The organism is Actinoallomurus sp. NPDC050550 (assembly GCF_040655075.1).
In the GTDB taxonomy this organism is placed as follows: Bacteria; Actinomycetota; Actinomycetes; order Streptosporangiales; family Streptosporangiaceae; genus Actinoallomurus.
The window spans coordinates 108,090-115,632 of the sequence record NZ_JBFAJC010000034.1; the positions used below are offsets into that span (position 1 = coordinate 108,090).

The following is a 7,543-nucleotide window of genomic DNA, read 5'->3' on the forward strand; positions in this document are numbered from 1 at the left end:
AACCTCGTTATAGACCGGGTGACGCCGATGACCGCGACCGCGAACGAGAAGACCGCCGAGACGTTCCGCTCCTTCGATCCCGCGACCGGTGAGGTCGTCGGCGAGCATCCCGTCCACGACGAGGCCGCGGTGAACACCGCCATCGAGCGCGCCCGCACGGCGCAGATCTGGTGGGCGGGCCTCGGCTGGAAGGAGCGCAAGGTCAGGCTGCTCAACGTCAAGGGCGCCCTGACCCGCGCGCTCAACCGCGTGGCGACGGCGATCCACCGGGAGACCGGCAAGCCGGTGGCGGACGCCCAGCTCGAGACGGTCATGGCCATCACGCACCTGGACTGGGCCGCGCGCAACGCCCAGAAGGTCCTCGGCCCGCGCGGCGTCTTCCCCGGCATCGTCGCCATCAACCAGAAGTGCGTCCTGGAGTACCAGCCGCTCGGCGTCGTCGGCGTGATCGGCCCGTGGAACTACCCGCTCTTCACTCCCGTCGGCTCGATCGCGTACGCCCTGGCGGCGGGCAACGCGGTGGTCTTCAAGCCCTCGGAGTACACCCCGGGCGTCGGCCTGCTGCTCGCCGAGATCATCTCCGAGGTCATCCCGGAGGAGCCGGTCTTCCAGGTCGTGACCGGCCTCGGCGACACCGGCGCGGCGCTCGCCCGCGGCGCCGTCGACAAGATCGCCTTCACCGGGTCGTCGCCGACCGCCCGCAAGGTCATGGCGGCCTGCGCCGAGCGCCTCACCCCCATCGTCGCCGAGTGCGGCGGCAAGGACGCGTTCATCGTCAACACCGACGCCGACCTCGACGAGGCCGCCGACGCGGCGTTGTGGGGCGCGATGTCCAACGCGGGCCAGACCTGCGTCGGCGTCGAGCGGGTGTACGTCGTCGACGGCGTCTACGACGCCTTCGTCGCCCGGCTCACCGCGCGGGCCCGGACCCTACGGCCCGGCGAGGACCGCACCGCCGCGTACGGCCCGATCACCATGCCGGGCCAGCTGAATGTCATCCGGCGGCACGTCGACGACGCGCTCGCGCGGGGCGGCCGGGCGCTCGTCGGAGGCGCCGACGCGGTGAAGGAGCCCTACGTCGAGCCGGTCGTCCTCGTCGACGTCCCGGACGACTCCGCGGCGGTCTGCGAGGAGACGTTCGGCCCGACCATCACCGTGCACCGGGTCAAGTCCGTGGACGAGGCCGTCACCCGCGCGAACGCCACGCCGTACGGCCTCGCGGGCGCGGTCTACTCCGGGAGCCGCTCGACGGCCATGGACGCGGCGCGCCGGCTGCGCAGCGGCATGACCTCGATCAACGCGGTGATCGCCTTCGCGGCCGTCCCGGCCCTGCCGTTCGGCGGGGTGGGCGACTCCGGCTTCGGGCGCATCCACGGCGCCGACGGCCTACGGGAGTTCTCCCGCGCCAAGGCCATCACCCGGCAGCGGTTCGCCCCGCCGATGAACCTCACGTCGTTCCAGCGCACCGACAAGGACATGGCCAAGCTGCTGCGGCTCGTCAGCCTGCTGCACGGCCGCCGCTACCGCTGAGCCGCCGCCGACGGCATCGCGCGGGCAGGGCTCGTCCCTGCCCGCGCGATGCCGTCTCGGAAGACCTCCGGCACCGTGCAGGCAGGTTGTCCGCGCGGCGCCGGGTGCTCACCAGTCGTGCATGCCGCCGTCGGCCAGCCGCGTGACCGGCAGGTACTTCGGGTCGTACGGGTACCGCCGCGCGGCCTCCTCGTCGACCTCGACGCCGAGGCCCGGCCGGTCCGACAGCCACAGCATGCCGCCCTCGTAGCGGTAGCCCCAGTCGAAGACCTCGTCGGCCGGGTCGCGGTGGCCCATGTACTCCTGGATCCCGAAGTTCGGGATCGCCAGGTCGAGATGCAGGTTGGCGGCCAGACCGACCGGTGAGACGTCACCCGGACCGTGCGAGCCGGACCGGACGCCGTACAGGTCGGCCAGGTCCATGATCCGGCGCACGTGGGAGATCCCGCCCGCGTGCGTGACGGACGTCCGGATGTAGTCGATGAGCCGCTCGGTGATCAGCTGCCGGCAGTCCCAGATCGTGTTGAACACCTCGCCGACCGCCAGCGGCGTCACCGTGTGCGAGCGGATGAGACGGAACGCCTCCTGGTCCTCGGCCGGGGTCGCGTCCTCCAGCCAGAACAGGCGATACGGCTCCAGCGCGCCGCCGAGCCGGGCCGCCTCGATCGGGGTGAGCCGGTGGTGGACGTCGTGCAGCAGGTGGAATCCGTAGCCGAACTCCTCCCGGACCCGCTTCACCATGGTCGGGACGAAGTCGAGGTACGCGGCGGTGTTCCAGGTCTCCTCCGTCGGCAGCGCGCCGGAGGCGGGCTCGTAGATCTGCGGGCTCGTGTGCGTGCCGTACGTGGAGTCCATCCCGGGGATTTTCGCCTGCACGCGCACGGCGGTGTACCCGAGCTCGAGGTGTCGTGCGACGTCGGCGAGGAGGCCGTCGACGTCCGCGCCGCTGGCGTGCCCGTAGACGGTGAGCGCCTCCCGGGCCTTGCCGCCGAGCAGCTCGTACACCGGCAGGCCCGCGACCTTTCCCTTGATGTCCCACAGCGCCTGGTCGACCGCGGAGATCGCGGTCATCGTGACCGGGCCGCGGCGCCAGTACGCGCCCTTGTAGAGGTACTGCCAGGTGTCGCCGATCCGGGAGGCGTCCCGGCCGGCCAGCAGCGGCAGCACGTGCTCGGTCAGATAGGCGGCGACGGCCAGCTCGCGGCCGTTCAGGGTGGCGTCGCCGTAGCCGACGACGCCGTCGTCGGTCACCAGCTTGAGGGTGACGTAATTGCGGCCCGGGGCCGTGACGATGACCTTGGCGTCGGTGATCTTCATGCGTTCTCCGGGGCGAGCAGCAGTTTCATCGCGGTCCCCGCCCGCAGCCGCTCGACGGCCTTGGCGGCGTCGCGCAGCGGCACGACCTCGGTGACGAAGCGGGACACGTCGACGCGGCCGGACGCGATCAGCTCGATCGCGGCGAGGATGTCCTGGCGGGTGTAGATCCGCGTGCCGACGAGCGTCAACTCGGCGAACATGATCGATAGCAGGGCGGTCGGCTGCGGTGCCGGCGGGTACGCCCCGACCAGGACGATCCGCCCGCCCGGCCGCGCCCAGGAGGTGATCTCGGGAGCCGCCGCCGGATGCCCGGTCGCGTCGAAGACCACGTCGGCCGTTGGTGCGGCACCTCCTTCGACGACGGTCAGGCCGAGCGCCGCCGCCTGCTCCCGGCGGAACGCCGACGGCTCGGACACGGTCACCTCGACCGCCCCGGCCATGCCCGCCAGCAGGCCCACGATGCAGCCGATCGGCCCCGCGCCGATGACGTGGACGCGGTCGCCGAGGCGCACCTCGCCCCGCCGGACGGCCCGGACACCGACGGCGAGGGGCTCCACCAGGGCGGCGTCGACCAGCCGCATCCCGGGCGGCAGCGGGTACAGCCCGTAGTCCGGCACGACCACCTCCGGGCAGGCGCCCCCGGGGTAGTCGATGCCGACCGACGTCAGGGACTGGCAGATGTTCACCAGGCCGCGCGTGCAGGCGTCGCAGACACCGCAGTGCACCATCGGGTTGACGAACACCGGCGTGCCGGCCGGCAGCCCCGCGGCCGGTTCGTCGAGCGTGCCGGCGAACTCGTGGCCGATGACGGTGCCCGGCCGGGCCCGGATGTGCTCCCCGGCCAGGATGTGAAGGTCGCTGCCGCACAGCCCGGTGTACCCGACGCGTACACGAGACCAGCCCTCACGCGTCTCCGGCCGTGGCACCTCGACGACGGCCGCCTCCGTGCCGCCCTCCCAGATCAGCGCCGGAAGTGTCGTCATGTTCCCTCCTGAATTGCGCTCGCTCCGCGAGCGCGGTTCGCGGCGCCCAACGCGCCGTCCTCCCTCGTCCGGTCGCCGCTCCCTGCGCTCCTCAGTCCAGACGACGCGCGCCGCTCACTCACAGCGCCTCTGATATCGCCGCGCGTACGCCGCCCTTGCGCAGGGCGCCGAGGAGGTCTCCGACGGCGGTGACGAAACGAGGGTCCGCCGTGCCGCCGCCGCCGAGCAGGCGCTCGTCGGCGAGGACCGTGCGGGCCAGGTCCTCCGGCCCGAACGTGCGCTCCGCCAGGGCCGTCAGCCGGTCCGCCGCCGGGTCGGCCGCCCGGCCGACGGCCGGGGCGGTGACGCTGTCGGGCTCGCCGACGGCCCGGATCCAGGCGGCGACGAGCAGGGCGAGCACCCGAGGCGCCCGCCCGTGGTCCAGGTGCCAGGAGACGGCCGCGGGCACGCGCTGGGCGAGCTTCAGCGAGCCGTCCGAGCCGACCTGCCGCGTCAGATGGCCCAGCGGACGGTTGGCGAAGCGCTCGAACAGGTCGTCGCGGTAGTGGCCGAGGTCGAAGCCGACGGGGACCGTGACCGTGGGCCGGTACTCGTCGCCGAGCCGCCACGCGGCCGTCGCGATCGGCTCGTCGGCGACCGCGTCGGCGATGAGCGGGTGACCGGCGAGCATGCCGAGGTAGGCCAGCAGCGAGTGGGTGCCGTTGAGGAACCGCACCTTGATGGCCTCGTAGGCGGCGACCTCGTCGGTGAGGATCGCCCCGGCCCGTTCCCAGGCGGGCCGCCCGGCCGCGAAGCGGTCCTCCATCACCCACATCCGGAAGGGCTCCGCCGGGACCGGGACGCGGTCGTCGAACCCCGCGGCCGCCGCCTGCGCCCGGTGCTCGTCCGTCGTCGCCGGGACGATGCGGTCCACCATCGTGTTCGGAAACGTCACCGCGTCGAGGTAGCGCGCCAGCGTCTCGCCGTCCGTCCCGGACAGGGCGCCGGCGAACTCGGTCAGCAGGCCCCGCAGGAAGGTGCCGTTCGCGGCGAGGTTGTCGCAGCTGAGCACGGTGAGTGGTGCGCCGTCCCCCTGAGCGCGCTGCAGGAGGCCGCGGGCGAGCCGGCCGACGGTCGTGCGCGGCTCGGGATCCCGCAGGTCGTGGGCGATGCCGGGATCGTCCAGGTCGAGCCGCCGGCTGCCCGGCAGGTAGGTGTAGCCCTTCTCGGTGACGGTGAGGGTGACGAGCGAGGTGCCCGGGTCGGCGAGCAGGTCGACGACGCGGGCCGGTTCGTCGGCGGCCGTGAACGCGTCCGTGATGACGTCGATCGGGTCGACCCGGACCCGGTCGGGCGCGATCGTGAGCACGGTGTACCGCATGTCCTGCGCCCGGAGGGCGGCCACGACGTCCCGGCTCGCGGTGGCCACACCGGTGATCGTCCACGGCTCCGCCGGGTCCTGGGCGTCCGCCGTGTAGACCGCCTGGTGGGCGCGGTGGAAGTTGCCCAGGCCGAGGTGGACGATCCGGCGGCCCGTACGGGCCGCCGCATCGCGCCGTACCGCGTCCGAAGTCAGCTCGCCACCTCCGGGCCCGCCTCGCGGACCGTCGTCGTCCCGGATTTCTCGGTGCCGTTCTCCTGCTCAACGTAGCCGTACACCTCGGGGAGGATGTAGGTCGCGGCGAGGTACCCGGTCAGAGAGATCAGCGAGACGACGACAGTGGCGAGGGGCACGCCCAGGTGGTCGAACAGCACCGGGAACCCGTAGATCGTGAGGAACGCCGCGAGCTTGACGAAGATGTAGCCGAACCCGGACGCCGTCGCCTTGTAGCGAGTGGGCGCCACCATCGACGCGATCGTCATGCCGTTCGAGGCGTCCCAGTAGTGGCCCCACATGAGGCCGGCCGCCGCGATCGGGACGAGCCACTTCCACTCGAGGTGAAGGAAGAGCGCCGCGAGCAGCAGTGAGACGAAGGCCATCCCGAAGCCCCAGCGGGCCACGCCCCGGTGTCCCAGCTTGGGCGTCACCATCGGTGCGACGAAGCCGCTGATGGTGGCGACGATGTAGATCGCGCCGGTGACGAAGTTGGTCGCGGTGATTCCGGAGACGCCGGTGAGCACGAGGATGGTCGGCAGGTAGAACGCGAACGCGGCGAACTCCGCGCCCTGCATGGCGTTGGAGATCCAGGCGAAGATGCTGGCCCGGCGGCGGGTGCGGTCGCTCCAGATGCTCTTGAGGAAGTCGCTCGTACGGGGCCGGTCGATCTGGTGGTCCTCGTCGGGGAGCATCTCGAGCGGGTCGCCGAACATCTCCATCGAGACCTTCTTGGCCTGCCGGAACCTACCCCGCTGGATGAGCCAGAGGGCCGTGTCCGGCACGTGGAGCCGGCCGAGCAGCAGCACCAGGGCGGGCAGCGCGCCCAGGGCGAGGCCGACGCGCCACAGGAGGCTGTGGTCCATGCCCGCCAGGTACATGACGGTGATGACCGCGATGGCGACGACCTCGCCGATGCCGAACATGCCCTGCCAGCGGTTGCCCATCACCTCACGCTTGCCCTTGGGCATCGCCTCCATGATGTAGGCGTAGCCGGAGGAGATGTCGCTGCCGAGGGGGAACCCGAGCAGGAAGCGGATGATGACCAGCTGCCAGATGTTCGTCGCGAACCCCTGTGCGACGGCCAGGATGATGAAGAGCACCATCGTGCCGATGAAGACCTTGCGGCGGCCGATGCGGTCGGCGATCCACCCGCCGAGAAAGGCACCCAGCAGGGCGCCGGCCTGAACCGCGGCCGCGGCCAGCGACAGCATGTCCGTGCTGGGGTGGAAGTCCTTCTTGATGAAGATGAGCAGGAAGGAGATCGAGTAGAGGTCCCAGGCCTCGATGAGGATCGTCGAGATCATCAACCAGCCCGTACGGCGCCCGCTGTCGGTGCCCTGGCTGCTCATCACGTGGTCGACGGCGCGTTCGGACAGTCGTCGTAGCTCGGCTTGGGGGATCGCCACGCTACCTCCCGAGGCTCGATCGTTCCACTATGTGGAACACCATTCAGCTTTCGTGGATTACGGGGACGTTAGCCTCTGGTGTCACGCGCCGTCAATGGACCGAAACTCTGGATAAGGATCACCTGTAACCAGAACGGCACCATGGGACCCCTCCGCCTCAGCGCGCACCTTAGACGTCTCAGCGGCCTCAGGGCGGCTAAGACGTCTCACCGCCGCGTGCGGCATGGCTTAGTCGGCTCACCCTCACCGGATGGTGGGACTTAGTCGGCGCCGGCCATGGACCGGCCGCGAGGATGAGGCATTGTTCCGATGCCCCACCCACCGCCTTAGGACGAATCTTGTCAATGCGAGGCCGGATCGGCCGGCTCGCACGGCAAGGAGCACGAACGATGCATCCCGACATCATCAGGGCCCTCATGGACGAGCGCGGACGCGAGCTGCGCGTCGAGGCGCGGCGGGAGAACCGGGTCCGCCGCCTCCTCCGCGGCCGTACGCGGTGACCGCGCGGCGTACGTGGTGACCGCACGGATCTCCGCAGGGATCTGTGCGCCCACGCTGAGTCCCGCCCGTACAGGCGCCCTCCATCCGGGCGGGGCTCAACGCGGACGCACAGCTCACCGAACGCGGAGACGCGCCGCCGATCGACTCGGCGGCGCGGGAAAACACGCCCGCCGCCCCCGGCGCCCCCCCCCGCGCCCCCCCCCCAACCCCCCCCCGCCCATGGGCGAGGA

The 7,543-nt window shown here is 71.6% G+C and carries 5 protein-coding genes; 1 reads left to right on the forward strand and 4 read right to left on the reverse strand.

Annotated features, from left to right (window positions below; genetic code table 11):
- Positions 1-27 precede the first annotated feature (27 nt).
- Positions 28-1,530 carry an aldehyde dehydrogenase family protein gene (locus tag AB0I04_RS36050; RefSeq protein ID WP_360895014.1) on the forward strand — a complete coding sequence of 501 codons (1,503 nt, stop codon included), beginning with the start codon at positions 28-30 and terminating at the stop codon, positions 1,528-1,530.
- A gap of 108 nt (positions 1,531-1,638) precedes the next feature.
- Here AB0I04_RS36050 and manD read toward each other — a convergent pair whose 3' ends face one another.
- The 4 genes from manD to AB0I04_RS36070 form a co-directional block, all read right to left on the reverse strand.
- Positions 1,639-2,847: a D-mannonate dehydratase ManD gene (gene manD / locus AB0I04_RS36055; RefSeq protein ID WP_360895016.1), complete on the reverse strand. Its 1,209-nt coding sequence runs from the start codon at positions 2,845-2,847 to the stop codon at positions 1,639-1,641.
- Positions 2,844-3,830 carry an alcohol dehydrogenase catalytic domain-containing protein gene (locus AB0I04_RS36060; protein ID WP_360895019.1) on the reverse strand — a complete coding sequence of 329 codons (987 nt, stop codon included), beginning with the start codon at positions 3,828-3,830 and terminating at the stop codon, positions 2,844-2,846. Before AB0I04_RS36060 ends, manD begins: the two co-directional genes overlap by 4 nt.
- Positions 3,831-3,948: 118 nt before the next feature.
- Positions 3,949-5,430, reverse strand: a complete 1,482-nt coding sequence (locus AB0I04_RS36065; protein WP_360895042.1) for a mannitol dehydrogenase family protein — start codon at positions 5,428-5,430, stop codon at positions 3,949-3,951.
- A complete protein-coding gene (locus AB0I04_RS36070) occupies positions 5,382-6,812 on the reverse strand; it encodes an MFS transporter (RefSeq protein WP_360895022.1) in 1,431 nt (476 codons plus the stop codon). Before AB0I04_RS36070 ends, AB0I04_RS36065 begins: the two co-directional genes overlap by 49 nt.
- Positions 6,813-7,543 lie beyond the last annotated feature (731 nt).